At 63.4% G+C, this 26988-nt stretch carries 23 protein-coding genes; 16 read left to right on the top strand and 7 right to left on the bottom strand.

Features of this window, described 5'->3' with window-relative positions; all coding sequences use genetic code 11:
- Window positions 1–4: 4 nt before the first annotated feature.
- The 5 genes from RI103_RS17315 to purU all read left to right on the top strand — a co-directional run bounded on the left by RI103_RS17315 (window position 5) and on the right by purU (window position 5254).
- Window positions 5–2008: a cation:proton antiporter gene (locus RI103_RS17315; RefSeq protein WP_310813132.1), complete on the top strand. Its 2004-nt coding sequence runs from the start codon at window positions 5–7 to the stop codon at window positions 2006–2008.
- Between the two features lie 86 nt (window positions 2009–2094).
- Window positions 2095–2661: an adenine phosphoribosyltransferase gene (locus RI103_RS17310; RefSeq protein ID WP_310813131.1), complete on the top strand. Its 567-nt coding sequence runs from the start codon at window positions 2095–2097 to the stop codon at window positions 2659–2661.
- Window positions 2662–2738: 77 nt separating this feature from the next.
- Window positions 2739–3353: a LysE family translocator gene (locus RI103_RS17305; RefSeq protein WP_310813130.1), complete on the top strand. Its 615-nt coding sequence runs from the start codon at window positions 2739–2741 to the stop codon at window positions 3351–3353.
- A gap of 67 nt (window positions 3354–3420) precedes the next feature.
- Window positions 3421–4284 (top strand): DUF4743 domain-containing protein, encoded by an 864-nt coding sequence (locus tag RI103_RS17300; RefSeq protein ID WP_310813129.1) that lies wholly within the window; start codon window positions 3421–3423, stop codon window positions 4282–4284.
- A 100-nt stretch (window positions 4285–4384) separates the two neighbouring features.
- Complete coding sequence (gene purU / locus RI103_RS17295; RefSeq protein ID WP_310813128.1) at window positions 4385–5254, top strand: formyltetrahydrofolate deformylase; 870 nt, start codon at window positions 4385–4387, stop codon at window positions 5252–5254.
- An 80-nt stretch (window positions 5255–5334) separates the two neighbouring features.
- Here purU and RI103_RS17290 read toward each other — a convergent pair whose 3' ends face one another.
- On the bottom strand, window positions 5335–6561 hold the full coding sequence (locus tag RI103_RS17290) for a PepSY-associated TM helix domain-containing protein (protein ID WP_310813127.1): 1227 nt from the start codon (window positions 6559–6561) through the stop codon (window positions 5335–5337).
- A 223-nt stretch (window positions 6562–6784) separates the two neighbouring features.
- Here RI103_RS17290 and RI103_RS17285 point away from each other — a divergent pair, with 223 nt between their 5' ends.
- Complete coding sequence (locus tag RI103_RS17285) at window positions 6785–6967, top strand: hypothetical protein (protein ID WP_310815288.1); 183 nt, start codon at window positions 6785–6787, stop codon at window positions 6965–6967.
- Window positions 6968–7042: 75 nt separating this feature from the next.
- Here the strand turns inward: RI103_RS17285 and RI103_RS17280 are convergent, their stop codons facing one another.
- Together RI103_RS17280 and uvrA are read right to left on the bottom strand one after the other, a co-directional pair.
- The gene (locus tag RI103_RS17280) at window positions 7043–8128 is read right to left on the bottom strand and encodes an AI-2E family transporter (protein WP_310813126.1); all 1086 of its coding nucleotides are present in this window, start codon (window positions 8126–8128) and stop codon (window positions 7043–7045) included.
- Between the two features lie 34 nt (window positions 8129–8162).
- The gene (gene uvrA, locus RI103_RS17275; RefSeq protein ID WP_310813125.1) at window positions 8163–11036 is read right to left on the bottom strand and encodes an excinuclease ABC subunit UvrA; all 2874 of its coding nucleotides are present in this window, start codon (window positions 11034–11036) and stop codon (window positions 8163–8165) included.
- A gap of 345 nt (window positions 11037–11381) precedes the next feature.
- On the opposite strand from uvrA, the gene RI103_RS17270 reads away from it, so the two are divergent.
- The 9 genes from RI103_RS17270 to RI103_RS17230 all read left to right on the top strand — a co-directional run bounded on the left by RI103_RS17270 (window position 11382) and on the right by RI103_RS17230 (window position 21061).
- Entirely contained in the window at window positions 11382–12569 is a 1188-nt protein-coding gene (locus tag RI103_RS17270; RefSeq protein WP_310813124.1) for an MFS transporter, read from the top strand.
- A gap of 134 nt (window positions 12570–12703) precedes the next feature.
- Window positions 12704–13240, top strand: coding sequence for a single-stranded DNA-binding protein (locus RI103_RS17265; protein WP_310813123.1), 537 nt, complete (start codon window positions 12704–12706; stop codon window positions 13238–13240).
- Between the two features lie 294 nt (window positions 13241–13534).
- Window positions 13535–14035 (top strand): MaoC family dehydratase, encoded by a 501-nt coding sequence (locus RI103_RS17260; RefSeq protein WP_168792519.1) that lies wholly within the window; start codon window positions 13535–13537, stop codon window positions 14033–14035.
- Between the two features lie 195 nt (window positions 14036–14230).
- On the top strand, window positions 14231–15637 hold the full coding sequence (locus RI103_RS17255) for an MFS transporter (RefSeq protein ID WP_310813122.1): 1407 nt from the start codon (window positions 14231–14233) through the stop codon (window positions 15635–15637).
- 5 nt (window positions 15638–15642) lie between these two features.
- A complete protein-coding gene (locus RI103_RS17250) occupies window positions 15643–17055 on the top strand; it encodes an MmgE/PrpD family protein (RefSeq protein ID WP_310813121.1) in 1413 nt (470 codons plus the stop codon).
- Between the two features lie 10 nt (window positions 17056–17065).
- Window positions 17066–18229 carry an acyl-CoA dehydrogenase family protein gene (locus RI103_RS17245; protein WP_310813120.1) on the top strand — a complete coding sequence of 388 codons (1164 nt, stop codon included), beginning with the start codon at window positions 17066–17068 and terminating at the stop codon, window positions 18227–18229.
- On the top strand, window positions 18226–19416 hold the full coding sequence (locus RI103_RS17240) for a CoA transferase (protein WP_310813119.1): 1191 nt from the start codon (window positions 18226–18228) through the stop codon (window positions 19414–19416). Before RI103_RS17245 ends, RI103_RS17240 begins: the two co-directional genes overlap by 4 nt.
- 46 nt (window positions 19417–19462) lie before the next feature.
- Entirely contained in the window at window positions 19463–20215 is a 753-nt protein-coding gene (locus RI103_RS17235) for a GntR family transcriptional regulator (RefSeq protein ID WP_310813118.1), read from the top strand.
- Between the two features lie 33 nt (window positions 20216–20248).
- Complete coding sequence (locus RI103_RS17230; protein ID WP_310813117.1) at window positions 20249–21061, top strand: CoA ester lyase; 813 nt, start codon at window positions 20249–20251, stop codon at window positions 21059–21061.
- Between the two features lie 15 nt (window positions 21062–21076).
- Here the strand turns inward: RI103_RS17230 and RI103_RS17225 are convergent, their stop codons facing one another.
- Window positions 21077–21877, bottom strand: coding sequence for a hypothetical protein (locus RI103_RS17225; RefSeq protein WP_310813116.1), 801 nt, complete (start codon window positions 21875–21877; stop codon window positions 21077–21079).
- A 297-nt stretch (window positions 21878–22174) separates the two neighbouring features.
- Here RI103_RS17225 and RI103_RS17220 point away from each other — a divergent pair, with 297 nt between their 5' ends.
- Window positions 22175–23833: a methyl-accepting chemotaxis protein gene (locus RI103_RS17220; protein WP_310813115.1), complete on the top strand. Its 1659-nt coding sequence runs from the start codon at window positions 22175–22177 to the stop codon at window positions 23831–23833.
- A gap of 163 nt (window positions 23834–23996) precedes the next feature.
- Here the strand turns inward: RI103_RS17220 and RI103_RS17215 are convergent, their stop codons facing one another.
- From RI103_RS17215 to RI103_RS17205, 3 genes are read right to left on the bottom strand one after another with little or no spacing between them, the layout of a single operon-like run.
- The gene (locus RI103_RS17215; RefSeq protein ID WP_310813114.1) at window positions 23997–24806 is read right to left on the bottom strand and encodes a c-type cytochrome; all 810 of its coding nucleotides are present in this window, start codon (window positions 24804–24806) and stop codon (window positions 23997–23999) included.
- Entirely contained in the window at window positions 24803–26428 is a 1626-nt protein-coding gene (locus tag RI103_RS17210; protein ID WP_310813113.1) for a b(o/a)3-type cytochrome-c oxidase subunit 1, read from the bottom strand. The genes RI103_RS17215 and RI103_RS17210 overlap by 4 nt, the downstream gene beginning before the upstream one ends.
- Window positions 26415–26987 carry a cytochrome C oxidase subunit II gene (locus RI103_RS17205; protein WP_310813112.1) on the bottom strand — a complete coding sequence of 191 codons (573 nt, stop codon included), beginning with the start codon at window positions 26985–26987 and terminating at the stop codon, window positions 26415–26417. Before RI103_RS17205 ends, RI103_RS17210 begins: the two co-directional genes overlap by 14 nt.
- Window position 26988 lies beyond the last annotated feature (1 nt).

Below are 26988 nucleotides of genomic sequence, written 5' to 3'. Positions count from 1 at the left end.
GCCGATGATTTCCCCCCTCGAAATGACGCTGTTCCTGCTGCTTGCATCGGTAGCGGGCGTGGTGATCTTTCGCTTTCTGAATCTTCCGCCGATGCTTGGCTATCTGACGGTGGGCATCGTCGTCGGTCCGCATGCGTTCGGTCTGATTCCCGACTCGCAGGGCGCGCAGAACCTCGCCGAGTTCGGCGTGGTGTTCCTGATGTTTTCGATCGGGCTGGAGTTTTCGCTCGCCAAATTGCGGTCGATGCGCCGGCTCGTGTTCGGCCTCGGCCTGTTGCAGGTGATCGGCACGATCGTGGTGGCGGTCACGCTCGGCTTCCTGCTGGAGCGCTGGGTGCACATCAGGTGGCAAGCGAGCGTGGCGCTTGGCGGCGCGCTTGCCATGTCGTCGACGGCGATCGTCAGCAAGATGCTGGCGGAGCGGCTCGAGATCGAGACCGAGCACGGTCGCAATATCTTCGGCGTGCTGCTGTTTCAGGATCTGGCGGTGGTGCCGCTGCTCATCGTCATCGCGGCGCTGGGCGGCAACTCCGAAGATCTCGTCAGCGCGCTCGGCGTGGCGGCCATCAAGATCGTCGTGGCTCTGTCGCTGCTGTTGATCGTGGGCCAGCGTTTCATGACGCGCTGGTTCAACGTGGTGGCGCGCCGCCGTTCGCAGGAACTGTTCATTCTCAATCTGCTGCTGGTGACGCTGGGCTGCGCGTTCATCACGGACAAGTTCGGCTTGTCGCTCGCGCTCGGCGCGTTCATCGCCGGCATGTTGATCGCGGAGACGCCGTACCGGCATCAAGTGGAAGAGGACATCAAGCCGTTTCGCGACGTGCTGCTCGGGCTCTTCTTCATCACCACCGGCATGCTGCTCAATCCGCGCGTGATCTGGGAGCATCCGCTGATCGTGCTCGGCTTTCTGATCGGGCCGATTCTGCTGAAGGCGGTCATGGTGACGGGTCTCTCGCGGCTGTTCGGCGCGTCGCCGGGCGTCGCGATGCGCACCGGCATCGGCCTCGCGCAAGCGGGCGAGTTCGGCTTCGTGCTGCTGAACCTGATTCTCGACAAGCATCTCGTCGACGCCACCATGCTGCAGGCGATTCTCGCGGCCATGCTGCTGTCGATGCTGGCCGCGCCGTTCATGATCCAGAACGCGGACCGCATCGTGCTGCGGCTGTCGTCGACTGAATGGATGATGCAGTCGTTGCAGATGACGCGCATCGCCACGCAGAGCCTCAAGCAAAGCGGCCACGTGATCATTTGCGGCTACGGCCGGGCCGGGCAGAACCTGGCGCGCATGCTGGAGCACGAAGGTTTGTCGTACGTCGCGCTCGACCTGGATCCCGACCGTGTCGCGGCGGCTGCGGCGGCGGGCGAATCGGTCGTGTTCGGTGACGCCGGGCGGCGCGAGTCGTTGCTCGCCGCCGGTATCCATCGCGCGGCGGCGATTGCGATTACCTACGCGAACACGCCGTCGGCATTGCGCGTGCTGCACAACATTCACGAACTGGAACCCACGTTGCCGGTGATCGTTCGTACCGTCGACGATTCCGATCTGGAAAAGCTGCTGGCCGCGGGCGCGACCGAAGTGATTCCGGAAATCGTCGAAGGCAGTCTGATGCTCGCCTCGCACACGCTCGTGGTGATGGGCGTGCCGATGCGGCGCGTGGTGCGCCGGGTCGAGGAAATGCGCGACGAACGCTACGCGCTGCTGCGCGGCTATTTCCACGGCGCCGACGACGTGGAGGACGACGACGGCCACGAACAGGTGCGGCTACAATCGGTGCCGGTCGACGAAAACGCGGACGCGGTGGGCCGTACCCTCGCGGAACTCGGTCTGTTCGATGTAGGCGTCGAAGTGACGGCGATTCGCCGGCACGGCATTCGCGGCGTCGAGCCGGACCCGTCCACCAAGCTGCGCGCGAGCGACATCGTGGTGCTGCGCGGTCTGCCCGAACAGTTGGCGGAGGCCGAGGAACGGCTTTCGAAGCACCGTCGCGCGGGCGCCGCCGCGGCCTGACGCCTGCGCCCGGCAAGGCGCACACGTGCCGGGCCGCCGCTGGTTTAGTTTTTCATCGGACCTGTCGAGGTCCATCCGGAGACATCATGTCCAACGCGCTCGCGAGCGCGCCGCTCGATGCGGCCGATTACATCAAAAGCCACATTCGCACGGTACCCGACTGGCCGCAGCCGGGCGTGCAGTTTCGCGATATCACGCCGCTCCTGCAGGAGCCGAAGTCGTTGCGCGTGCTGATCGATCTGTTCGTGCAGCGTTATATCGACGCCAGGCTCGACTACATTGCCGGGCTGGACGCGCGCGGTTTCATCATCGGGCCGATTCTCGCGTATGAGCTGAACCTCGGTTTCATTCCGATCCGCAAGGCGGGCAAGCTGCCCTACAAGCGGGTCGCGCAATCGTATGAGCTCGAATACGGCACCGCGACCGTCGAGATTCATGAGGACGCCTGCAAGCCGGGCGACCGCGTCGTGATCATCGACGATCTGATCGCCACCGGCGGCACGATGATGGCCGGCAAGATTCTGCTCGAGCGCCTCGGCGCGGTCGTGGTGGAAGGCGCGGCGATCATCGATCTGCCCGAACTCGGCGGCTCGAAGCTGTTGCGCGACGGCGGCCTCGCGCTCTATACGGTGACTGGATTCGACGGTCATTGAGCGCTCGCGGCAAAGCTGCCGCGAAGCCGCACGCGCGCTGTGAACTTCTTCTTCTCGCCCACAAGAAAGTAAGAACGATGCCCAACTTCCTGCTGTTTCTCGCCACCTCTATCGCCATCACCGTGGCGCCCGGCCCGGACAATCTGCAAGTGCTCGCGCGCGGTATCTCGCAGGGCCGTGCGGCGGGACTCGTCGCGGCGCTCGGCTTTGCGGCCGGCATCACGTTTCACACGACGCTGGCCGCGCTCGGCGTGGCCGCATTGTTGCGCTCGTCGCCGGTGGCGTTTGAAGTCATCAAACTCGCCGGCGCCGCGTATCTGATCTGGATCGGCATCAAGGCGCTGCGCAGCCAGGGTCTCGCGACCGCGCACGAACGCGCGCCGCAACCGCTGATGGCGGTGTTTCGCCAAAGCGTGCTCGGCAATCTGCTGAATCCGAAGGTGACGTTGTTCTTCGTCGTGTTCCTGCCGCAGTTCGTGCAGCCGCACGGCACGCAGAGCGTAACGCTGCAGATGCTCGAACTCGGCGTGCTGTTCATGTTGCAGACGGTGGTGGTGTTCTCACTGTTCGGCGTGTGCGCGGGGATGATCGGCGGTTGGCTGAAGCGCCGTCCGCGCGTGGGCGTGTGGCTGGATCGTCTGGCTGGCGCAACGTTCATTGCAATCGGGATTCGTGTCGCGTTGCGCGATTGAGTTGGTGATCAACACGGTGCCCGACGTGCATCGGCAGCAACCGCAAACAGTTAGTTTGGAGCTTTGGATGACTTTGCCTTGCATCACCGCCGCACGCCGCTTCGACGTGCATGCGTATGTGCCGTTCTGGATCGACGCCGAACAGGTGGGCTGGATCCGCGCGAGCGATGTGCCGCTGCTCGCGCGCTGGCCCGATGTGTTCGACCTCGACAGCGCCCGAGTCACGCTGGCGCACACGTTCAATACCGTCGATTTACGCAGCGCCGCGCTCGGTTCCGTGATCGGCGCGCTCGCCGCCGAAGGGCGCATTCCGGGCTGGCGCAACGAGACCTATGCGATCCGCAATGCGTTCGATGCGCCGCCGCTCGCATATATCGAACGCGCCGCATCGCGCTTCTTCGGTACGATGACCTACGCGGTGCATCTGAACGGCGTCGTAGAATACGCGGATGGCGCATTGTCGAAGGGCGCACCGCAGTTGTGGATCGCGCGCCGCAGCGACACCAAGGCGACCGACCCGGGCATGCTCGACAATGTCGTGGCGGGCGGGATCGGCTGGGGCTTCGGCGTCGCGGAAACGATCATCAAGGAGTGCTGGGAAGAAGCCGGCATTCCCGAGGAGATTGCCGCCCACGCCGTGGCGGGCCGCACCGCGCATGTGCTGCAATCGCTGCCGGAAGGCACGCAGGCCGAACAGATCTTCATCTACGACCTCGCGCTGCCGGCCGATTTCGCGCCGCGCAATCAGGACGGCGAAGTGGGTGAACACCGGCTCGCGCGCATCGACGAAGCGGCGCGCTGGATCGAGGAGGGCGCCATGACCGTCGATGCAAGCCTGGCCACACTGGATTGCCTGCTGCGCCGCCGCTGGATCGATGAAGACGCATGCGCCGGCATCGAGGCCTTGTTCATGCCGCCGGTATTCGCCTGAGCGCCGCATCGGTGCACGCGCAACGACCATGCCGAAACACGCTGCACCGAACCAGACACACCGAACAAACCACGCATTGAAGAAGGGAGTCACCCAGGTCATGTCGACCGATCACAGCTTTATCCTTAAACTGTCGTGCGCCGACCGGCCCGGCATCGTTCACGCCGTGTCGGGCTTTCTATTCGAGCGTGGCAGCAATATTCTCGACTCCGCGCAGTTCGGCGACAGCCGCACCGGCGAGTTCTTCATGCGCGTGCATTTTCAGCAGGTGGGCGGCGATCCGGGTCTGGAGGTGCTGCGCACGTCGTTCACGACGCTCGCTGAACAGTTCGGCATGCGCTGGGAATTGCACGATGCGTCGGTGAAGCCGCGCGTGGTGATCATGGTGTCGAAGATCGGCCATTGCCTGAACGATCTGCTGTTCCGCTATCGCACCGGCCAGTTGGGTATCGAGATTCCGGCGATCATCTCGAACCACAAGGAGTTCTATCAGCTCGCCGCCAGCTATGACATTCCGTTCCATCACTTTCCGCTGCTGGGCGCCACGCCCGACGCGAAGGCCGCGCAGGAAGCGCGCGTGCTCGAAGTGATCGACGAGCATCAAGCCGACCTGGTGGTGCTCGCGCGCTACATGCAGATTCTGTCGCCGAAGCTGTGCGAGGCGCTAGCTGGCCGCGCGATCAACATTCATCACTCGTTCCTGCCGAGCTTCAAGGGCGCGAAGCCGTATTACCAGGCATTCGATCGTGGCGTGAAGCTGATCGGCGCGACCGCTCATTACGTGACGACGGATCTCGACGAAGGTCCGATCATCGAGCAGGAAGTAGAGCGGGTCGACCACAGCATGACGCCGGAGCAACTCACGGCGATCGGCCGCGACGTCGAATGCGTGACGCTGGCGCGTGCGGTGAAGTGGCACGTGGAGCATCGCGTCGTGTTGAACGGCAGCAAGACGGTGGTGTTTCGTTAAGCTAAAAGCCGTTGGTAGCGGGCCAGCGATAGAAGGCGGCGTGCGGATGATTCCGGCGCCGCCTTCTCTTTTGCCTGAAACTAGGAGCGCGCTGCGGACCTGCCCGCGTCACGCGCGAGGTTCGCGTTTTGCGCCGAACGGCGGCGTGCGTTCAGCTTCTTCAGCCAGATCAGCAGTCCCGTTGCGCTCAACATGGCGACCGCGATTCCGACAGCGCTGATCAGAATCCGTCCGCCAAGACCGAGGATGCGTCCCGAGTGCAGTGGGAATTGCACCTGCACGAAGATGTCGCCCGCCGTGCCCTTGCCGGGAATCTGCGCGCCGAGCTGCTTGCCGGTGGCCGCGTCCCAATACATCCACGGATTGCCGAGGCCGAAATCGCCGTGATCGTTGCCGGTCGCGTAGAAGCCGACGCCGTATGCGTGCAGGAATTCCGCATAGTAGATACCGCCCGGCGCGACGCTGAGGTTGCGCGCCTTGCCGGCCTGCTCGGCCAGTTGCACGATGCGCTCGCGGCTTAATACCGTATCGCCCGGTTGCGGAGCGCGCAGGATTTCAGGGTTGTTGACCGGATCCGGCGTGAGCGTCGAGAACAGCGACACGATTGGGCGCACCACCGGCGCAGAAAGATTCATCGACACCGAAGTCAACGCGACGATCATCAGCAATTCCCAGATCCACACGCCGCCTGAGCGGTGCAAATCGAAAGTGAACGCATAGCCGCCGCGCCCGAGTCGGAACGCGAACGACTTGCGCCACGCCTTGCCGCTCGGAAACGATAGCCACAGCGCGATCACGCTGTCGAACAACCAGACGATGCCGACGATCCCCATCAACCATGTGCCGATGTCGACGCCGCCCGTAAACGGTAGTTGCAGCGTGTAGTGGAGCTTGTAGATGAACGGGATCAGATTGAGCCGCGCGAGCGAGACGACGCCCCATTCGCGGCGGCCCTGAATCTCGCCGGTGGCGGGGTCGACGGCGATCTGATTGAAATCGAGCGGGTAGGGTTTCTGCGTGGCCGGGTTGGCCCGAGGCAGCACCATCATTTGCAGCGTATGGCCTGGCTCGGCCGCCAGCGGCAGATACGTCACCTGGAGACGTGGATCGGCGGCTTCCACGCGGCGCGCCAGTTCCAGGCCCGACAACGCCGGGCCGGCGGTGTGGGCTTTAAAGAACGACGGGTTCAGCGCCGCATCGAGCTCGTGGTCCCACGCGATGATCGCTCCGGTCAGGCCGGCGACGAACAGAAACAGCGCCGTGGCGACGCCGAACCAACGGTGCAGGCGGACAAGCTGCCGCCTCATGGACGCGCCGGTGGAACGAAGCGGTAATTCGAACGAGGTGTCACAACACAGGTTTGGTGTAAATGGGAATTGTTCGCATCTTAAGGAATCATGCCACGCGCTGCAAGTTTGTCGTAAGCGTGGCGTCGCGAAGCAACAGCTTCCTGTCTGCGAGCGCTCCACAGAGTCCCGTCTGGCAAGGTTTCCGGCCGGGGTAAATGTGGTGTGCGCGGCAAAATGTCGCATGCAAAAAGTGTTGTTCGTGAACGGTACGATCCAGTTGACGCAGCGCTGGTCGGTACTCGGCGGCGTGCGTGATACGAATTACGAGCAGCACGGCTACTTAACTTGGGAGCATCAATACGCGGACTATGTGACGCCGGGCGATCCGCGCACGTTGTCATTGAACGCGCGCATCGATTTTTGAGCATGAAAAAAGCGGCACCGAAAGTGCCGCTTCTGCTTATTCACCGATCCACATTCCAGACCGCTCGCCGCAGCCTCAAACCAGCCGCAAGTAAATCAACTCCCGCTTGATGTACGCATAGAAAATCGGCGCCGCGACCACGCCGGGAAGACCGAACGCGGCTTCCATGATGAGCATGGCGATCAGCAATTCCCAGGCGCGCGCCTCGATTTGTCCGCCGACGATGCGCGCATTCAGGAAGTACTCGAGCTTGTGAATCAGGATCAGGAACACGAGCGACATGATCGCCGCCGGAAAGCTCACCGAGAGCGCCACCGCGACGATGATCGTGTTCGAGATCAGATTGCCGATCACCGGCAGCAAGCCGACGATGAACGTGACCAGCACCAGCGTCTTCGACAACGGCAGCGTGTCGTGGAAGATCGGCAGGATCACCAGCAGGAAGATGCCTGTGAAGACCGCGTTGATCGCGGAAATCTTCACCTGGGCGAACACGATGCGGCGGAACGCGTCGGCGAAACGGGTCACGCGCGTGATGAACGCCGTGGACAAGGGCAGCCGCTGCATATGCTTTTGCGCGCCGACCGCGATGATCGCGCCGATGATCATGCCGATCAGGATATGCGTGAAAGCACGCGCTGCGGTCTTGCCGCTTTGCTGCAGCATGTTGGCGTGCGTCTGCATCAGCTCCGCCGCCTTGGTCTTCATCTGTTCGGTATCGACCGGCAGATAGTTGGCAACGAATTGCGGAATCCGCCCGCGCGCCTGGTCGATCAGCTGCATAGCCTGGTCGAGCAGCTTCTGCACGCTCGGCACGTCGTTCTCGAAATGCTCGATGATGCCGAGGGTGAGCCCCGTCAGCGCCCCCACGATCACCGTAGCCAGGAACACCACCGCGAGCCAACGCGCCCGCTTGCTCGACATGTGGCGCTCGATGCGCGGCGCGATAGTGTGAACCAGTTGGAACACCAGCAGCCCGGCGAGCAACGCGCCGAGCAGCCGAAGCTCGATGACCGCCCACATGCCGAACAGCATCACGATGTAACTGCCAATTTCGACTGCCGATAGGTTCGGCAGGCTCATGTCGCTCGTCAGCCTGACCGGGCGTGGGCGTAGGTCCTGCACCTGCCCGTCGTCGCGCGCCTGATTCCGCTTGGCCATGGCTTATTCCGTCTCCAACCCGAGTTGTGCAGCGTTACTTTTTACTGGCCGCGCGTTTTAGCAGAGGCGCCAGGTATTTACCCGTAAAACTTGCCTTCGACTTCGCCACCTGCTCGGGCGTGCCTTGAGCAATGATCTGTCCGCCGCCGGCTCCGCCTTCCGGACCGAGATCGATGACCCAGTCCGCAGTCTTAATTACATCGAGATTATGCTCGATGATCACGACGGTATTACCCTGGTCGCGTAATCGATGAATCACTTCGAGCAACAGCGCGATGTCATGAAAGTGCAATCCGGTGGTCGGCTCGTCAAGGATGTATAGCGTGCGACCCGTGTCACGCTTGCTCAGTTCCAAAGATAGTTTGACGCGCTGTGCCTCGCCGCCCGACAAGGTCGTGGCCGACTGGCCCAGCCGGATATAGCCCAGGCCTACGTCCAGCAAGGTTTTCAGCTTGCGCGCGACGACCGGCACCGGCTTGAAGAACTCATAGGCGTTCTCCACCGTCATGTCGAGCACTTCGCTGATGTTCTTGCCTTTGTACTGCACGTCCAGCGTTTCGCGGTTGTAGCGCTTGCCGTGACAGACGTCGCACGGCACGTACACGTCCGGCAAGAAGTGCATCTCGACCTTCAGCACGCCGTCGCCCTGGCAGGATTCGCAGCGGCCGCCCTTCACGTTGAAAGAGAAGCGGCCGGCTTCGTAGCCGCGTTCCTTCGCCGCCGGGACGCCCGCGAACAGTTCGCGGATCGGCGTGAAGAGGCCCGTGTAGGTGGCCGGATTCGAGCGCGGCGTGCGGCCGATCGGCGACTGGTCGACGTTGATGACCTTGTCGAAGTGCTCGAGGCCCTCGATCGATTCGTACGGCGCCGGCTCCGTGGCCGAGCCGTACAGGTGATGCGCGACCGCATGGTACAGCGTGTCGTTGATGAGCGTGGACTTGCCCGAACCGGACACGCCGGTCACGCAGGTGAGCAAGCCGACCGGCAGATCCAGCGACACATGCCGCAGATTGTTGCCATACGCTTCGACGATCCGCAGTCGCCGCTCGTCGGGCTCCTTGCGTTCGTCCGGGAACTCGATGTTGCGTGCACCGGACATGTACTGCCCGGTCATCGACGCCGCGTTCGCCTGCACCTGCTTGGGCGTGCCCTCGGCGATCACCATGCCGCCGTGTTCGCCCGCGCCCGGACCCATGTCGACCACGTAGTCGGCCATGCGGATCATGTCTTCGTCGTGCTCGACCACGATCACCGAATTGCCGAGGTCGCGCAGATGCTTGAGCGTGGCGATGAGCCGGTCGTTGTCGCGCTGATGCAAGCCGATGGACGGCTCGTCCAGCACGTACATCACGCCGGTCAGCCCCGAGCCGATTTGCGACGCGAGGCGAATCCGCTGCGCCTCGCCGCCGGACAGCGTTTCCGCGCTGCGCTCCAGCGACAGGTAATCCAGCCCGACATTATTCAGGAACATCAGCCGCGCCACGATTTCCTTGACCACCTTGTCGGCGATCTCGCGCTTGGAGCCTTCCAGGCGCAGCGTCTGGAAATAGCCGAGCGCGTCGCGCAGCGGCCAGCCGCTGATTTCGAAGATGCCGCGTGCGTCGCCGTCCGCGCCGATCCGCACGAAGCGCGCTTCGCGCCGCAGACGCGTGCCGGCACAAGCCGGGCAGGGCTGGTTGTTCTGATACTTGGCGAGTTCCTCGCGCACCGCGACGGAATCCGTCTCGCGATAACGCCGCTCCAGATTCGGGATGATCCCTTCGAATACATGCTCGCGCACCGAAGTGCGGCCCCGTTCGTTGATGTACGAGAACGGGATCTCCTGCTTGCCCGAACCGAACAGCAGAATCTTGCGGACCTTCTCCGGCAACTCTTCGACTGCGGTGTCGACGTCGAACTCATAGAACGCCGCGAGACTCTGCAGCATCTGGAAGTAGAACTGATTGCGCCGGTCCCAGCCCTTCACCGCGCCGGCCGCGAGCGACAGCGACGGATGCGCGACCACGCGTTTCGGATCGAAGAAGGTGATCTGGCCGAGGCCGTCGCACTCCGGGCACGCGCCCATCGGATTGTTGAACGAGAAGAGACGCGGCTCCAGTTCCTGCAGCGAATACGAGCAGATCGGGCAGGCGAACTTCGAACTGAACAGATGCTCCTTGTCCGTGTCCATTTCGAGCGCGATCGCGCGACCGTCGGCGAGACGCAGCGCCGTTTCGAACGACTCGGCGAGACGCTGCTTCATGTCGGGCCGCACTTTCAGGCGGTCCACGACCACGTCGATGGTGTGCTTGTCGTTCTTCTTAAGCTTCGGCAGCGAATCGACTTCATAGATCTTCGCGACGCCTTCATTGGCGGTGCCCCCGCCAGAGCGCACGCGGAAACGGATAAAGCCTTGCGCCTGCATTTCCTCGAACAGTTCGACGTGCTCGCCTTTGCGGTTCGCCACGACGGGCGCGAGGATCATGAGTTTCGTTTCTTCCGGCAACGCGAGCGCGGCGTCGACCATCTGCGAGACGCTTTGCGCTTCCAGCGGAATTTCGTGGTCCGGACAGTAAGGCGTGCCGACCCGCGCGAACAATAGCCGCAGGTAGTCGTGAATCTCGGTGACGGTGCCGACCGTGGAACGCGGATTATGCGAGGTCGCCTTCTGTTCGATCGAGATTGCCGGCGACAGCCCTTCGATCAGATCGACGTCCGGCTTCTCCATCAATTGCAGGAACTGGCGTGCGTAGGCGGAAAGACTTTCGACGTAACGCCGTTGTCCTTCCGCATAGAGCGTGTCGAACGCCAGCGACGATTTGCCCGAGCCTGAAAGGCCCGTAATGACGACGAGCTTGTGACGGGGTAAGTCGAGGTTGACGTTCTTCAGGTTGTGGGTGCGAGCCCCACGAATACGGATTTGTTCCACGGATTTATTCCATGAACTGGCGGAAAGAGGAAGAGGCTAAACCTGCTACTATAACGACTTTTCAAGACCGCTGTTACGGCTTCCTGACAGCCTGAAGAGGCGTCGAGGCGTGCTGTAAGGCAGCGGTCAGCGCCGCGGGGAAGAGGTCCAACTGGGGCCGTTTTCCGCCAGTACAAGGCAACCGCAAGGCAACGCGGGGCGCGAGCGGGAATGCAGCAAGGCCGTCGGCTCGTGCGCCGCGCCGTCTGCCGACCCGACGTCTTGCGGCAAGCCGCGCGGTCGTGGCCGCTTCGCCGCTGTGCCCGCCCGCGGTGTGCCACCCAGCTCAATCAAAGAACGCTCCCGATGTCCAATCCGTCCGCTACTTCCACACGCATGAGCGCGCCTGAACTGCGCGCGACCGTGTCGCTTGCCGCCATCTTCGCGTTGCGCATGCTTGGTCTCTTCATGATCATGCCGGTGTTCTCGATCTACGCGAAGACCATCCCGGGTGGCGAGAACGTGCTGCTGGTGGGTATCGCGCTCGGCGCGTACGGCGTGACCCAGTCCATGCTGTACATCTTCTACGGCTGGGTTTCCGACAAGATCGGCCGCAAACCGGTCATTGCGACCGGTCTCCTGATCTTCGCGCTCGGCAGCTTCGTGGCGGCGGGCGCGCACGACATGACGTGGATCATCGTCGGGCGGGTGATTCAGGGCATGGGCGCGGTGTCGTCGGCGGTGATCGCGTTTATCGCCGACCTGACCTCCGAGGAACATCGCACCAAAGCCATGGCGATGGTGGGCGGCAGTATCGGTGTGTCATTCGCGGTGGCGATTGTCGGTGCGCCGATCGTGTTCCAGTGGGTCGGCATGAGCGGGCTATTTACGCTCGTCGGCATCTTCTCGATTCTGGCGATCGGCGTGGTGCTGTGGATCGTGCCCAATGCGCCGAAGCCGGTACATGTACGCGCGCCATTCGCCGAAGTGCTGCACAACGTTGAACTGCTGCGTTTGAACTTCGGCGTGCTCGTGCTGCACGCCACGCAGACCGCGTTGTTCCTCGTCGTGCCGCGCATTCTCGAAGCCGGCGGCTTGCCGGTCGCGTCGCACTGGAAGGTGTATTTGCCGGTCATGGGCCTTTCGTTCGTGATGATGGTGCCGGCGATCATCGCCGCCGAGAAGCGCGGCAAAATGAAGATCGTGCTGCTGTCCGCGATTGGTCTTATCCTGATCGGACAGTTGTTATTGGGCGTCGCTCCGCATACGATTCTGAGTGTGGCGGCGATCCTTTTTGTGTACTTTTTGGGCTTCAATATCCTTGAGGCTTCGCAGCCTTCGCTGGTGTCGAAACTGGCGCCGGGAACCCGCAAGGGCGCGGCCGCGGGCGTGTACAACACCACGCAGTCGATCGGTCTTGCGCTGGGCGGCGTGGTCGGTGGTTGGCTGCTGAAAGTGGACGGTCAGAGCGCTGTGTTTTTTACCTGTTCGGGGCTCGTCTTGTGCTGGCTTATAATCGCCGCAAAGATGAAACAGCCGCCGCGCAAAGCGTAATACGGCGCATCCCGAACTCACCCAGCACTCACCCGGCGGCGGGCAGAGGCGCAGTTCCGGTCTCGGGCCTGCCGGGCCTGAAACGCGAACATGTATTGCCGCGCCGCCCGTAACGGAATCAACAGGAGAAACTCATGGCATCCGTGAACAAGGTCATTCTCGTCGGCAATCTCGGAGCCGATCCGGAAGTCCGTTATCTTCCGAGCGGCGACGCGGTGGCGAACATCCGCCTTGCAACGACGGATCGGTATAAGGACAAGGCGTCCGGCGAAATGAAGGAAGCGACCGAATGGCACCGCGTCTCGTTCTTCGGCCGCCTCGCGGAAATCGTCTCCGAATATCTGAAGAAGGGCTCGTCGGTGTACCTGGAAGGGCGCATCCGTACCCGTAAGTGGCAGGCGCAAGACGGCACCGACCGTTACTCGACGGAAATCGTCGCGGAACAGATGCAAATGCTGGGCGGCCGCGGCGGCTCGATGGGCGGCGGTGGCGACGAAGGCGGCTACAGCCGTGGTGAGCCGTCGGAGCGTAGCGGCGGCGGTGGTGGCGGCCGCGCGGTGTCGGGCGGCGGTGCGCGTGGCGGCAGCGGTGCTGGCGGTGGCGGCGCAAGCCGTCCGAGCGCGCCGGCCGGCGGCGGGTTTGATGAGATGGATGACGATATTCCTTTCTGAATCGTCCGCACCTGCATTGAATCGATGCAAAGAACCCCGCTCAACCAGCGGGGTTTTTTATTAGCGCGTCGCTCAGACAAGTAGCGCGAGCGTTTCATCTCACTCGCTGACGACTTGCCAGGGATAAACCTGGTCCCGAGTCCTGGCGTGCCTTAGCGGCGCATTTGCCGCCAATCACCCACCTTCCCAGGAATGTCGCCTTGACATTCACCCATCCGACGACAATACTTCAATCACACTTTGTACGGACAAAGTAACAAAGACAGACAAGTTACCTCGTAACAGGAGACAGGCATGGAGTCCGACGTCGCAGTCAAGAACCGCATTCGCGCCAGCTACGGCCGCTACCTCGAAGATTTTCAGGTGGGCGATATCTACGAACACCGGCCTGGGCGCACTATTACCGAAGCCGACAACATCCACTTCTCGCTGCTGACGATGAATTTCCATCCGATGCATTGCGACGCCGCCTACGCGGCCCAAAGCGAGTTCGGCCGCCTGCTCGTGAATAGCGGTCTGACGGTTGCCGTGGTGCTGGGCCTGTCGGTCAACGACGTCAGCGGCAAGGCGATTGCCAACCTCGGCTGGAAAGAGATTCGTCTGACCGGTCCCGTGTTTTGCGGCGACACGATCTATGCGGAATCCGAAGTGCTCGAAAAGCGCGAGTCGAAGTCGCGTCCGGGGCAGGGGATCGTCACCGTGCAGACCCGCGCATTCAAGCAGGACGGCACGCCGATCATGGACTTCGTGCGCAGTGCGCTAGTGCCGGCACGCGGACACGGCGTCGGCGATTGAGCGGCGCGTTGCCCGCGCGTTGCCCGGTGTGAACCGCCGAACGTTCGGCTCGAACGTCCGCACAATCTGCGAACGAACAACCAGCAGCAAAACAGCGCACACCTGCCAGCAAGAGCAGCCAACGCGCAGATTCCGGCGGCGTCCCAATCAGGCGTCGCGATGCGGCGAGCGCATGTGCAAACATCGCGCAGCCGCATGCACACCAAGGAGACAAAGGTGGCTATCGGTATCGTCAATTCGGGCGCGCGACTCGATCGCCTGCCCATCGCGTCCTTTCACTGGAAGGTTCTAGGGCTCATCAGCGCGGGCGCCTTTCTCGACGCCTTCGACATCTATCTCGCCGCCGGTGCGCTCGGGGCGATGGTGAAAACGGGCTTCTCGGATCTGAAGCTGAACGCGCTGTTCATCTCGGTGACGTTTCTCGGCATGCTGATCGGCGCGGGCTTTGCCGGCTACCTCGGCGACCGCTTCGGCCGCCGCTCGTCGTATCAGACCAACCTGCTGATCTTCGGCCTCGCATCGATTGCCGCGTGCTTCGCGCCGAACATGATGTGGCTGATCGTGCTGCGGCTGATCATGGGCGTCGGCCTCGGCGCCGAACTGGTGGTCGCGGCGGGCACCTTGTGCGAATTCATCCCGCCCGCGTCGCGCGGACGCTGGACCGCCTTGCTCGCGCTCATCATCAATTCCGGCTTGCTGGTGTCGACGGCGGTGGGCTACGTCGTGATTCCGCATCTGGGCTGGCGCTATATGTTCGCGATTGCCGGCGTCGGCGCGATCATTGTGTGGGTGCTGCGGCACCGGATGCCGGAGTCGCCGCGCTGGCTCGAATCGGTCGGACGCAGCGAAGAAGCCGAGGCCACCGTGTCCGCCATCGAACACGAGGTTCAGCGTCAGAAAGGTCCGTTGCCGCCGGTCCAACGCACGGAAAGTCTCGAAGTGCCGAAGGCGCCGTTCTCCGCATTGTTCTCACACGCCATGCTCGGCCGCACACTGGTCGCGATTCTCACGGCGGTCGCCGTGAATATTTCGGTGTATGGGTTTGTGGCATGGCTGCCGACCTTCTTCGTCAAGGAAGGTCTGACCATCGTGCAGTCGCTCGGCTTCACAACATTGATGGCGTTCGGCGCGCCGGGCGGCGCACTGGTCGGCTTCTTCTGCGCGGACCGCATCGGCCGGGCGCGTGGTCTCGTGATCTTTGCGATCGCCACGATCGTGGTGGGCTTCATCTATCCGAACATGCATGCGGGCTGGGCGATCAGCAGCGTCGGCTTCGTGCTGATCACCTGCATCTACACGGTTACCACGCTCGGTTTGTTCGCCTACATTCCCGAACTCTTTCCGACTGAACTGCGCCTGCGTGGCACCGGCACGGCGGGTGTCTGCGGCCGCGCCGCTTCGATGACCACGCCGTATCTCGCGGTGCTGCTCTACAACTCGTTCGGCGTGTCCGGCGTGCTGGCCATGGTGAGCGGCGTCCTCGCGCTGCTGGTGTTCGGCATTCTGCTGCTGCGCGTGGAAACCAATCAGCACGCACTCGAGCGGATTTCGCCGAGCCTCGACACCAGCTCCGATTCGCTACCCGCTACCCAGCAAGGTTAAATTCCATGACTTCACTCGATACTTCCGTCGCGTTGTCCGATCAGTACGCGCGCTTCGGCCTGGGCCTGCAATTGCGCAACGTACCGCGCGCCGTGCAAACCCGCGCGAAGCATCTGATTCTCGACGCTGTCGGCATTGCGTTCGCGTCGCGTGGTTATCCGTATGCGGATGTGTCGCTCGCGGCCTTCTCCGAGCTCGGCAGCGGCGCTTCACCGGTAATCGGCTACGGCCGGCGACTCGCCTTGCGCGACTCCGCGATGATGAACGGCGTGCTGATTCACGGACTCGACTTCGACGACACGCATTCACGCGGCGTGATTCACTCGACCACTAGCGCATTGCCCTGCGTGCTCGCGCTCGCCGACCGCGACGGCGCGAGCGGCGCGGACTTGCTGGCCGCATACATCGTTGCCATGGAAGTGTCGACGCGCGTGGCGTCGGCGGCGAAGGGCGGATTCCACGACGCCGGGTTTCATCCGACCGGCCTGGTCGGCGCGTTCGGCTGCGCGGTCGCCGCATCGCGTTTGCTGCAACTCGACGAAGCCCGCATGGCGCACGCGCAAGGCATCGTTCTGTCGATGGCGGCCGGCAGCCTCGAATTCCTCGAAGACGGCGCGTGGACCAAGCGCGCCCATCCCGGTTTCGCGGCGGCCTCGGCCATCACCGCCGCGACGCTCGCGAAGCACGGCTTCACCGGCCCGCGTTTGGCCTACGAAGGACGCTTCGGTCTCTACGCCAGCCACCTCGGCAAGCCGCTCGACCCGGCGGACCGTGAACTCGCCACCGAAGGCCTCGGCAGCACCTGGCAAATCGACGAAGTGGCAATCAAACCGCTGCCCGCATGTCACTTCACGCATGCGGTCGCCGACGCGGCGATCGCGCTAAATCGCGAGCATCGCTTTTCGGCAGGCTCGCTCGACTCGATTCGACGCGTGGTCGCCAAGGTGCCGCGCGGCACGGTCGAGATCGTGTGCGAACCGGTCGACGCGAAGCGCAAACCGGTGACCGCCTACGACGCGCAATTCAGCGTGCCGTATATCGTCGCGACGGCGTTGCTCAAGGGCCGCTTCACGCTCGACGAACTCGAACCGGCCGCGCTCGCCGATCCCGCGGTGCTGGCGCTCGCCGCACGGGTCGATTACGAAATCGACCCCGACACGACGTTCCCGCGCCACTACACCGGCGAAGTCGTGGTGGAACGCAGCGACGGCTCGCGCGTCGCGCATCGCGAGGCGATCAATCGCGGCTGCGCGGACCGGCCCGTCAGCAACGAGGACATTGTCACCAAGTTTTACGCGAACGCACAGCGCAGCGTTTCCCACAGTGCTGCCGAACAGATCGCCCAGGCCGTATTGCAACTCGACGAACGGCCGGCCCGCGCGCTCGCCGACACGCTTGCCGGACACACCGCATCCTAAGGACGTCATCATGACTGCAACAGAACTCGATACGCTGGAAAACGATCAACTGATTCTCGACATGCTGGACCGCTTTCTCGAAACCGAGGTGCGTCCTTACGTCCACAAGTTCGATCACGACGATATCTACCCGGCGGAGATCGTCGAGAAGATGAAGGAGATGGGGCTGTTCGGCTGCATCATCGATCCCGAGTATGGCGGGCTGGGTCTGTCGACGCGGACCTATGCGCAGATCATCGCGCGCATCTCGCGGGTGTGGATGTCGGTGAGCGGCATCATCAATTCGCATCTGATTCTCGCGATGCTGGTGCAACGCAACGGCACGCCCGAGCAGAAAAGCAAGTACCTGCCGAAGTTCGCCACCGGCGAGTGGCGCGGCGGCATCGGTCTCACCGAGCCCGATTGCGGCACCGATCTGCAGGCCATTCGCACGACCGCCAAACGCGTCGGCGACGAGTACATCGTGAACGGCAACAAGACGTGGATCACCAACAGCAAGCACGGCAACACGCTGGCGCTGCTGGTGAAGACGGATACGACGGCGCAGCCGCGTCATCGAGGGATGAGTTTGTTGCTGGTGCAGAAAGGGCCGGGATTCGAGGTTAGCCGTCAGCTCGAAAAGCTCGGCTACAAAGGTATCGATACCTGTGAGTTGTCGTTCAACGACTATCACGTGTCTACCGATGCATTGATCGGCGGCGTGGAGGGAAAGGGCCTGCAGCAGATACTCGGCGGCCTCGAACTCGGCCGTATCAATGTCGCGGCGCGCGGCGTCGGCGTCGCGCAAGCCGCGCTCGATGAGTCCGTGAGCTATTCGCAGCAGCGCAAGACCTTCGGCAAGCCGATCTGCGAGCATCAGGCAATCCAGTTGAAGCTCGGCGAGATGGCGACGCGCGTCGAAGCGGGCCGCCTGCTGGTCGACGCGGCCGCGAAGAAGTACGACCGCGGCGAGCGCTGCGATATGGAAGCGGGCATGGCGAAATACTTCGCGACGGAAGCCGCGTTGGAAAACAGCATCGAGGCCATGCGCATTCACGGCGCGTACGGTTATTCGAAGGAATACAACGTCGAGCGCCTCTATCGCGACGCGCCACTGCTCACGATCGGTGAAGGCACCAACGAGATGCAACGCATCATCATCGCCAAGCAACTGATCGAAAGGAGTCCGGTATGAGCCTGCCCCTTTCCGGCGTGCGCGTGCTCGCCATCGAACAATATGGCGCCGGGCCTTTCGCCACTCAACATCTCGCGGACCTCGGCGCGGAGATCATCAAGATCGAGCATCCGGGCAATGGCGGCGACGTCGGCCGCGCGGTCGGCCCGTATTTCTTCGGCGAGGGCGATAGCCATTTCTTCGAAGCCTTCAATCGCAACAAGTGCAGTCTGACGCTCGACCTGAAGAAGCCCGAAGCACGCGCGGTGTTGCTGGACCTCGTTGCGAAGAGCGACGCGGTGTTCAACAATCTGCGCGGCGATCTGCCGGCGAAACTCGGGGTGACCTACGAGCAGCTCCGCGAGGCAAATCCCAAGATCGTGTGCGCGCATCTGTCCGCGTACGGGCGTAGCGGCAGCCGCGCCGCGTGGCCGGGCTACGACTATCTGATGCAGGCCGAGGCGGGCTATCTGTCCGTGACCGGCGAGCCTGATAGCCCGCCGGCGCGTTTCGGCTTGTCGATCATCGACCTGATGACTGGCACCACCGCGGCGATGGCGTTGCTCGCCGGCCTCGTCGATGCAAAGACCTCCGGCAAAGGGCGCGATATCGACGTGAGTCTCTTCGACGTCGCGCTGCATAACCTCGCCTATGTCGCGACGTGGTATCTGAACGGCGGCGTGGTGACGGGACGCGAGAACCGCTCGTCGCATCCGTCGCTCACGCCGAGCCAGTTGTACAAGACACAGGACGGCTGGATCTTCCTGATGTGCAACAAGGAGAAATTCTGGGGCGTGCTCGCCGAAGTGATCGGCAAACCGTCGTGGGTGACCGATCCGCGCTTTTGCAACTTCCAGGCGCGCCTTGCGAATCGCGAGCTGGTGCAGACTGAACTCGACGCAGTGCTCTCGACTGCGACCACCGCGCAATGGCTCGAACGCTTCGGCGGCCGCGTGCCGGCCGCGCCGGTGTTCGACGTCAAGCAGGCGCTGGAGAATCCTTTCGTCGCCGAACGTGAATGCGTGGTGGATGCCGAGCACCCGCGCTTCGGCAAGGTGCGTGGCGTGGCCGCGCCGGTGCGGGTCGACGAGCCGCTGCCGACGCGCGCCGCGCCGGATCTCGGGCAGGACACGCAGCGTCTGCTCGACGAATTGGGCTACAGCGCGGAAAGGATCGCTTTGCTGAGGGAGGCGGGTGTGGTGCAATAAGGCCGGGCGGGCAACCGTCCGCTCTTCCACTTCTTTGCACATCCAGATGGCCACGACAGTCCTTGGGCAACAGCCGCGCTACATGCAACTGGCACAGACGCTCCTGAACGAGATTCAGGGCGGGCAGTTTCCCATTGGCACGTTGCTGCCGACCGAGTTCGAGCTGTGCGAGCAGTTCGGCGCGAGCCGTTTCACGGTGCGGCAGGCGATCAAGCAACTCGAGCAGCGCGGTCTGGTGGACCGGCGGCCCGGCATCGGTACACGAGTGAAGGCCACGCAGAGCGAAACCGCATACCGTCAGGTGATGGAGCGCCTAAGCGACCTGCACCGTTATACGACCGACACGGAGTTGGAGATCGCGTCGACGCAGACCGTCGAGATCGACGACGCCGACCTGCTCGAACGGCTCGGCGCAAAGCCAGGCGAAACCTGGCTACTGGCCGAGGGCATTCGCCGTTCGCCGGACAGTGTCGAGCCGATCTGCCACACCGAGGTGTATATCCACCCGGCGTTCCGCTCGTTGGCAGGCCTGAGCGGCCGGACCCACGTGCCGATCTACACGCTGATCGAAAAACAGTTCGGCGAGCAGATCACCGAAGTGCAGCAGGAAATTCGCGCGATCGCGCTGCCGGCGAGACTGGCGCAACGTTTGAACGCGAAGCCGCGCTCGCCGGCGCTGTGGTTGTGCCGCCGCTATCTGAACCGGCGCGCGCAGGTGGTCGAACTGACGATCAGCGTGCATCCGGCGGATCGCTACAGTTATTCCGAAACGTTTCAACGCGACTGGCACGCGAACTAGCAGCATCGCGCCGCGTGCCGTCAGGAGAACAACATGGACGCACGCAGTTATCTGTTCGTACCGGGCGACCGCCCCGAGCGCTTCACAAAGGCGCTCGACAGCGGCGCCGACGCGGTGGTAATCGATCTCGAAGACGCGGTCGTGCCGGCGGCCAAGCAAGCCGCGCGCGAAAACCTGCAACGCTGGCTGGCGACGGCGGACCCCGCGCGGCTGATCGTTCGCGTCAATGCGGTGGGCACGCCGTGGCATCTCGACGACCTGGACATGGTGGGCGCGTCCGGCGTTTCTACGATGATGCTGCCGAAGTCGGACAGCGCGCGGCAACTCGCCGACGTCGCCGCGCGGCTGCCGTCCCGCATACGGATCGTAGCGCTGATCGAAACCGTCGCGGGCGTGGTGGCGATGCGGGACATTGCCGGCGCGCCGTCGGTCATGCGGCTCGCGTTCGGCACGGTGGACTTTTGCGGCGATGCCGGCATCGAAGGGCTCGGCGCGGAACTGGACTATGTGCGCTCGCAGATGGTGATCGAATCGCGCTACGCGGGCCTGCCCGCGCCGATCGACGGGGTGACGTTGGAGCTTGATGACCTCACGCGCCTGACCGGGCATGTGGCCAACGCGCGGCGCTTCGGCTTCGGCGGCAAGCTGTGCATTCACCCGAGACAGGTGGATCCGGTCAACAGCGGCTTCGCACCCAGCGAGGACGAGCGCCGCTGGGCGTCACGCGTTCTGACGGCTTCTCGCGAGCATCCGGAAGGCGCGTTCGCGGTGGACGGCAAACTGGTCGATCGGCCCGTCATCGAGCGGGCGAGGAGGATTGCGGAGTTCGACGCGCTCATTCCTTGACGCTGTGTGTGATCCTCACCGTCTCAAATGGTCCAGCGCATCTCTCATGGGCGCACTGGAGATGACAATCGGCCCCGTAAACGGCGTATCCAGATCGACGATCACATAGATCGCGGAAGCAATCGACACCGCGCCCAGCGAAATCGTGACCAACGCCAGCGCGTTGCGCGGCGCGATCAAGCCGAAACTCAGAAAGATCACGCCCAGCCAGAAGGTCAGTGTCTTGAAGAAAGGCTGGGAAATCGAGCTGTGCGCTTCCTCGATGATCTTCCACCGCGCGTCCACGACGCGCCGGTACTGCTTCAAGCCGTCATCGAGCGCGCGTTCTTGTAACGGATCGTGCGCCCGCAGTGTCCGCAACTCCCGGCCGACGGCGGTCAGCATGTCGCCGAGCCGCACGTTCTCCAGTTTCTGCGAGTTGTCCTGCGTGCCGATGTCTTTCGGATATTCGCCGGTGGGTGCCGTTTCGCCAGGCCACGTCGATGCGATCGCAGCTGCGGTGTACTGACGCAGCAGATGCCGGGCCGGCTCGGTATCCGTGCCGTATTCGCGCAGGGTGGTGTCGAACTCGATCAGATCGGCCGCGTAGGCGCGCAAATCGTTCGAGACCGTATCGAAGCCTGATTTCGCGGACGCCGTCATCAAGCCGAGTACCAACGCGGCGAACGTCACCAGCATGCCGATCACCAGCTGGATCAACTGCACGGTCTCATGCGCCTTGTGCTCTTCTGGCAGCAGCGGACGAACCCACACGCCGACTCCGGTCGCGGCGAGCAGGAGAACGAAAACCACCAGTGCCGAGCCTACTTCCGACATAGCAACGCTCCGTCAACACACCCGCGTCACTTTCCATCAATCGCCATCCGCCGAGAACCCGGGTAGTCCCGCAACGCGCGGTGCGAATCGCCGTTCATATGCGCCCATATGTTGATCTATCGCAAGCCCATGCGCCATCAACCATAAAGTTTTTCGTTATTACGCCGTAGTCCTTATATGAGGCGTTCGCTTAAATTTACACAAGAGTTGCGGACCTGGCCGAACCGGCTTGGGCGCAGCACCTGGCCGAGGCTTTTACTGAGTATGCGGTCAGGCAGCCCAACGGAGACAAGCCCAATGTTGAAAAATCTGTCGATTCGCACCTGCCTTACCCTGATGATCGTCTTGTTCGGCGTCGTGCTGCTGTTCGGCGCCGCCGCCGGCTTGCTGTCGCTGCGTTCGAGCAACGCCTCGCTGCAGCAGATGTACACCGTCGATACGCCGGCTGTCGCCGACCTCGAGGGCAGCGCCGGACAGTTGCTGCGCCTGCGCCTCGCACTGGCCACCTATGCATCGCTCGTCGACCTGAACGATCAGGATGGCGCGAACGCGGTGCTCAAGCGTTTTGATCAGTACCAGAAAGCTTCCAATGAACGTCTTGCCCACTATGTGAGCCGCGCGAGTCCGGATGCAGACGAGCAGCGTCTCATCAAGGACATGCAGGACAAGCGCGATACCTTCCTTCACGAAGGCGTCGAGCCTACTCTCGCCGTGCTCAAGGCGGGCGACAAGACGGCATTCCAGCAATTGCAGGCGCATAAGCTGCCGTCGCTCTACAGCGCGTACGAAAAGGCGATGCTCGCGCTCGAAAAGTTGCAACTCGATCACGGCGCGCAACGCTATCAGGACGCGCAGGATCTGTTCTTCGCGATCTGCATCGCGGTGGCGATCGGCATGGTCGCGTCGCTGCTGGCCGCGTGGATAGGCCGCGCCGTGATGGTGCGCGCGATCGTCCGTCCGGTCGACGCCACCATCGCCCAGTTTCAGCGCATCGCCAACGGCGACCTGACCGGCCAGATCGTCGTGGCCAGCAATAACGAAATGGGCCGTCTCGCGGCCGCGTTGAGCAAAATGCAGGAATCGCTGATCGCGACGGTGAACACGGTGCGTCAAGGCACGGAATCCATCGACACCGGCGTGAGCGAGATCGCCGCGGGCAACACCGACCTGTCGCAGCGTACCGAGGAACAGGCCGCGTCGCTCGAAGAAACGGCGGCGAGCATCGAACAGCTCACCTCGACGGTCAAGCAGACGGCGGACAACGCGAAGCAAGCCAGCTCGCTCGCGCAGGGCGCATCCACGCTGGCCGCGCAAGGCGGCGATCTCACCGGGCAGGTGGTGGGCACGATGCATGGCATCGTCGACGACTCGCGCAGGATCGCCGACATTGTCGGCGTGATCGAAGGGATTGCGTTTCAGACCAACATCCTGGCGTTGAACGCAGCAGTCGAAGCCGCGCGCGCAGGCGAACAGGGACGCGGCTTCGCGGTGGTGGCGAGCGAGGTGCGCTCGCTCGCGCAGCGCAGCGCGGCGGCGGCCAAGGAGATCAAGGGTTTGATCGACGAATCGACGGCGCGCGTGCAGGCCGGCTCGCAACTGGTGCAACGCTCGGGCACGACGATGACCGAGATCGTCGACGCGATTGCGCGCGTGAGTTCGATCATGGGTGAAATCGCGGCGGCCGCGACCGAACAGAGCACTGGCATCGATCAGGTCAATCTCGCGGTCGCGCAGATGGACGAGGTGACGCAGCAAAATGCCGCGCTGGTGGAGCAGGCCGCGGCGGCGGCAAGTTCGCTGGAAGATCAGGCACGGCGGCTGACGTCCGCTGTGTCGGTGTTTCAGACCGGGAGCGGTACGGCGTCGTCTTCGTCTTCGTCTTCGTTTGCCGGGCGGCGCGGCGGCTCGGCCGGAACGCCGAAGACTGCCGATGCAGGCGAGCTTGCGACAGCTTAGCGTCAGCGGTTTTTTTGCGCTGCGGCGTGTTGAGGCTTCGAGACAAGCCGCACTGAGGATGGCAGATGTAAGCGAGTTTGCGACGGCTTAACGTCGGCGGTGGTTTCGCGCGACGGCGTGCCGAGTCTTCGCGACAAACCGAATCGCGCGGACAAAGCGGCTGTTATTGCATGGCCGCGTAGTATTTGGCCACACTGTCGATCTCGGCGGGCGTCATTTGTCGCGCCACATTGCGCATCTGTTCATTGATGTCGTTGTGCCGCGCGCCGGAAGCAAAGGCGCGCATCTGCGCCGCGAGATAGATCGACGATTGCCCGCCGAGCCACGGCGCCGCGCCCTTGCGATCGAGCTGTCCGTGACATGCGGCGCAAGGCGCGATATTGCGCTGCGGATCGCCCTGCATGGCAAGCTTCACCGCATTCGCATCCGGTCCCACGCCGATGGGCGCAACCTCTGCCGCGGGCGCTCTCGGCAGCGACGCGTAGTAAGCCGCCAGATCGTGCAGATCCTGATCGCTGCGCGCGGCGATGATCGGTTGCATGATCGCGTTCTGGCGCACGCCGTTCTGGTAGTCGCGCAACTCTTTGTAGACCACGTCGGCATATTGTCCAGCCAACGCCGGCGCGGTCACCTGCACCGTGCCGAGCACGCCATGACACATCGAGCAATTTTGCGTCGCGATCGTCGCGCCGCGGCCGATCGAATTCGCGTCGCCCCGCACGCGCCGCAACGGCGGCAAGACCACCACGTCGCTCGGCGCCGGGCCAGCGAGATTGGCGCCGCCATACCAGCTCGACGGCGCGCCCGCGGCGCTGCAGATGGTCGCCCATAAGCCGCGTCCGGCGAACGCGCTGTTCGCCGACGGCAGCCAGATGAAACCGATCAGTATCGATACGACGGCAATCGCAATGGTGCCGCCCACGCTCACCGTGAACCATGGGTTGCGCAAGCTGAAGACGCGTTCCTGATTCATCGCTGCGCTCCGACGACGACTGCCGGCACGGAGGTCTGCGGCAATCTGAGCAACTGCACGATCGGCACACTGTAGTTGACGACCGTGAGTCCGATCATCAACGCGACCCACAACCCGAAGCTGTTGAGCGCGGCCGGCACGCGCTCCACCGGCTGCGCCGCGCTCGCAAAGCGGAAGCCTTGCTGCTGAACCACCGGGCCGAATTGCGACTTCGCGAGGATGTAGATGAACAGCACGCCGGACACCACGAGAATCAATCCGCCTACCGCCGACATGCCGACCCAGAACGCCTGCGACTGCATGCCCGGCGTGTTGTAGTCGTAGTAGGCCATGCGGCGCGGCGCACCGAGCAGGCCGACGTAGTGCCACGGCAGCGTCACGACCATCATGCCGATGAACCACAGCCACAGTTGCGTGCGCACCAGCTTCACCGAAGCGATCGCGCGGCCGGTCAGCTGCGGCCACAGTTCATAGGCGATCGCGAAGTACATGATGACGATCGCGCCGCCGAAGATCAGATGGAAGTGCCCGGTCACCCACTGCGTGTTGTGCACGGTCGAGTTCAACTGGTAGCTCATGTTGATCAAGCCACCTGCGCCGCCGAGACCGAGCATCACGAACGAGAACGCGATCACGAGCATCATCGGGTTCTGCCAGGGCAGCGCGGTGAGCCAGCCGAACGCGCCCTTGCCGCCGCGCAGTCTGCCCGCGATTTCGACGGACGCGCAAATGGTGAACACCGTCAGCAGCGTCGGCACCGACACCATGCCGGTGAACACCGCATGCAGGAACTTGAAGCCGGAGCCGACCTGCGGATCGGCGAACAGATGGTGAATGCCGATCGGCATCGCGAAGACGAGGAACAGGATGAACGACACGCGCGCCATCGAATCGCTGTAGAGCCGTCCGCCGATCGCGCGCGGCACCAGCGTGTAGTAGGCGATATACGCGGGAATCAGCCAGAAGTAGACGATCGCGTGCAGCGTCCACGAGAACAGGATGCGCGAGAGGCCGGCGTCGATCGTATTGGTGAGGCCGATCGCGACCGGCAGAATCTGAAACAGGATCTCCAGCGCCGCGCCGACGGCGGTCCATGCCCACAGATACGCGCCCGCCACGTTGGCGAACATCGCGAGCGGCACCGGCTTGCCGGGATTGGCGCGCTTCCAGATTCGCAGGTTCACATGCATCAGCGCGACCCAGATCCACGAGCCGACCACCACCAGCACCACGCCGAGGTAATAAAACGGACTACCGATCATGGGCGGATAGAAGGTGTAGAGCACGGAGGCCTGGCCGAGCGCCACCGGCACCATTGCCATCACCGCGCCGACCGCCAGCATGATGAACGCGGCCCATGCCCATCTGAGGCCCACGAGGCGCTGCGCGAGCGCCAGTTCGACGATCGCGTAGCCGAAGCCCATCGATACCAGCGTGGGCAGTACGTAGGCCATGACCGTGCCATGCGCGGTCACCGAGCGATAGTAGAGCTCGGGGTCGCCGACCCACGGCACGAGCGGGCTGCGCACCAGCATCTGCCAGGCGCCGAGCAGCAGCGCGATCAGAAACGCAATGAAGGCGAGCCAGAAATGCGCGAGAACGAGTCGCTTAGCGTGAAACACAGCTCAGCCTCCGTGATTGTCGGGCCTGCTCGAAGAAGGTGGCTTTGTCGATGACTTTCACGTGCGCCCACATGGTCTGGTGGCCGAAGCCGCAGAACTCGTGGCACGGCATGGTGTGATCGGCGGGCCCGTCGAAGCGCGTGTTCAGCGTGGCGACGTAGCCGGGCACGACCATCGTGTTGATGTTGGTGTCGGTGACGAGCAGGCCGTGCACGACATCGGCGCTGGTGGTGCGGATCGTGATCGGCGTGTCGGCGGGCACCAGCAGACATTGCGGCGTGAACGAGTATTGCTGCGCGATGAAGCGCACGACCACCGAGCCGTCCGGCTCGACCGCGCTGCCGAGATTGTCTTCGACGAATTCGCCCGACAGTTGCAGTCGCGACGGATCGATCGTTTCGACGCGCGAGGGCGGCATCATCGCCCAATGCAACCCCGAGAACACAATGACGGCCAGCATCAGCACGATCAGCGCGACGGCGAAGATGGCCCAACGGCGCTCGGCCCGTAGGGCGACCGCGTGGCCGCCGCCCGGTTGATGATTGGAATCGGTCGACATG

The sequence above is a fragment of the Paraburkholderia sp. FT54 genome (assembly GCF_031585635.1).
In the GTDB taxonomy this organism is placed as follows: Bacteria; Pseudomonadota; Gammaproteobacteria; order Burkholderiales; family Burkholderiaceae; genus Paraburkholderia.
This window is presented reverse-complemented; position numbering and strand designations above follow the sequence as displayed.

Bases quoted from the DNA above. Each gene is read 5' to 3' on its own strand.
- RI103_RS17270 (WP_310813124.1), top strand. From the start codon at position 11,382: ATGTCCAATCCGTCCGCTACTTCCACACGCATGAGCGCGCCTGAACTG.
- RI103_RS17220 (WP_310813115.1), top strand. From the start codon at position 22,175: ATGTTGAAAAATCTGTCGATTCGCACCTGCCTTACCCTGATGATCGTC.
- RI103_RS17215 (WP_310813114.1), bottom strand. From the start codon at position 24,806: ATGAATCAGGAACGCGTCTTCAGCTTGCGCAACCCATGGTTCACGGTG.
- RI103_RS17225 (WP_310813116.1), bottom strand. From the start codon at position 21,877: ATGTCGGAAGTAGGCTCGGCACTGGTGGTTTTCGTTCTCCTGCTCGCC.
- RI103_RS17290 (WP_310813127.1), bottom strand. From the start codon at position 6,561: ATGAGGCGGCAGCTTGTCCGCCTGCACCGTTGGTTCGGCGTCGCCACG.
- RI103_RS17255 (WP_310813122.1), top strand. From the start codon at position 14,231: ATGCACACCAAGGAGACAAAGGTGGCTATCGGTATCGTCAATTCGGGC.
- RI103_RS17240 (WP_310813119.1), top strand. From the start codon at position 18,226: ATGAGCCTGCCCCTTTCCGGCGTGCGCGTGCTCGCCATCGAACAATAT.
- RI103_RS17310 (WP_310813131.1), top strand. From the start codon at position 2,095: ATGTCCAACGCGCTCGCGAGCGCGCCGCTCGATGCGGCCGATTACATC.
- RI103_RS17230 (WP_310813117.1), top strand. From the start codon at position 20,249: ATGGACGCACGCAGTTATCTGTTCGTACCGGGCGACCGCCCCGAGCGC.
- RI103_RS17285 (WP_310815288.1), top strand. From the start codon at position 6,785: ATGCAAAAAGTGTTGTTCGTGAACGGTACGATCCAGTTGACGCAGCGC.
- RI103_RS17250 (WP_310813121.1), top strand. From the start codon at position 15,643: ATGACTTCACTCGATACTTCCGTCGCGTTGTCCGATCAGTACGCGCGC.
- RI103_RS17245 (WP_310813120.1), top strand. From the start codon at position 17,066: ATGACTGCAACAGAACTCGATACGCTGGAAAACGATCAACTGATTCTC.
- RI103_RS17280 (WP_310813126.1), bottom strand. From the start codon at position 8,128: ATGGCCAAGCGGAATCAGGCGCGCGACGACGGGCAGGTGCAGGACCTA.
- RI103_RS17205 (WP_310813112.1), bottom strand. From the start codon at position 26,987: ATGTCGACCGATTCCAATCATCAACCGGGCGGCGGCCACGCGGTCGCC.
- RI103_RS17305 (WP_310813130.1), top strand. From the start codon at position 2,739: ATGCCCAACTTCCTGCTGTTTCTCGCCACCTCTATCGCCATCACCGTG.
- RI103_RS17315 (WP_310813132.1), top strand. From the start codon at position 5: ATGATTTCCCCCCTCGAAATGACGCTGTTCCTGCTGCTTGCATCGGTA.
- RI103_RS17265 (WP_310813123.1), top strand. From the start codon at position 12,704: ATGGCATCCGTGAACAAGGTCATTCTCGTCGGCAATCTCGGAGCCGAT.
- purU (WP_310813128.1), top strand. From the start codon at position 4,385: ATGTCGACCGATCACAGCTTTATCCTTAAACTGTCGTGCGCCGACCGG.
- RI103_RS17235 (WP_310813118.1), top strand. From the start codon at position 19,463: ATGGCCACGACAGTCCTTGGGCAACAGCCGCGCTACATGCAACTGGCA.
- RI103_RS17300 (WP_310813129.1), top strand. From the start codon at position 3,421: ATGACTTTGCCTTGCATCACCGCCGCACGCCGCTTCGACGTGCATGCG.
- RI103_RS17260 (WP_168792519.1), top strand. From the start codon at position 13,535: ATGGAGTCCGACGTCGCAGTCAAGAACCGCATTCGCGCCAGCTACGGC.